This window comes from Streptomyces durbertensis, assembly GCF_014156695.1.
Taxonomy (GTDB): Bacteria; Actinomycetota; Actinomycetes; order Streptomycetales; family Streptomycetaceae; genus Streptomyces; species Streptomyces durbertensis.
On sequence record NZ_WMLF01000808.1, the window covers coordinates 1 to 1,140 of the forward strand.

At 73.9% G+C, this 1,140-nt stretch carries 1 protein-coding gene; it reads right to left on the minus strand.

The annotated features are described in order from the left end of the window. Positions 1–43: 43 nt before the first annotated feature. Positions 44–1,140 (minus strand): ABC transporter ATP-binding protein (locus GL263_RS26965; protein ID WP_182858346.1); only part of this gene is annotated, 1,097 nt, incomplete at its 5' end.

The window sequence follows — 1,140 nt, forward strand, 5'->3', positions numbered from 1 at the left end:
GCGCCGGCGCGGCCCACCCCACAGCCGGCGCCCCCACGCCACCTCAGTCGCGTACGACGGCCGGCTCGTCGGCGAACTGGGTGCGGTAGAGGTCCTCGTAGCGGCCGCCGAGCGCCAGCAGCTCCTCGTGGGTGCCGCGTTCGACGATCCGCCCCGCCTCCAGCACCAGGATCTGGTCGGCCTGGCGGACCGTGGACAGCCGGTGGGCGATGACCAGCGCGGTGCGGCCGGACAGCGCCTCGGTCAGCGCCTCCTGGACGGCGGCCTCGGAGGTGGAGTCCAGGTGGGCGGTGGCCTCGTCGAGGATGACGATCCGCTGGCGGGCCAGCAGCAGCCGGGCGATCGTCAGGCGCTGCCGCTCGCCGCCGGAGAGCCGGTAGCCGCGTTCGCCGACGACGGTGTCCAGGCCGTCGGGCAGCGAGGCGACCAGACCGGCGAGCCGGGCGCGACGCAGGGCCTCCCACACCTCCTCCTCGGTCGCTTCCGGCCTGGCCAGCAGCAGGTTCGCCCGGATGGTGTCGTGGAAGAGGTGCCCGTCCTGGGTGACCATGCCGACCGTGCCGCGCAGCGACGCGGCCGTCAGGTCGCGCACGTCGACGCCCCCGACCCGGACCGCGCCGGCCCCGGTGTCGTACAGCCGGGCCGCCAGCTGGGCGATGGTCGACTTGCCGGCGCCGGACGAACCGACCAGCGCGACGAGCTGCCCGGGCTCGGCACGGAAGCTCACGTCGTGGAGGATCTGCTCGCCGCCCCGCGTGTCGAGCGTGGCGACCTCCTCCAACGAGGCGAGGGAGACCTCGTCGGCGGCCGGGTACGCGAAGTCCACCGCGTCGAACTCCACCGACAGCGGCCCCTCCGGCGCCTCCCGCGCCTCCGGCTTCTCCTCGATCAGCGGCTTCAGGTCGAGCACCTCGAACACCCGCTGGAAGCTGACAAACGCCGTCATGACCTCCACCCGCGCGCTGGCCAGCGAGGTCAGCGGCGCGTACAGGCGGGTCAGCAGCATCGCGAGCGACACGACCGTGCCGGCGGCGAGCGTCCCGTTCAGCGCGAACACGCCGCCCAGCCCGTAGACGAGCGCCAGTGCGAGCGCGGAGACCAGGGTCAGCGCGGTCACGAACGTCATCTGGAGCATCGCCG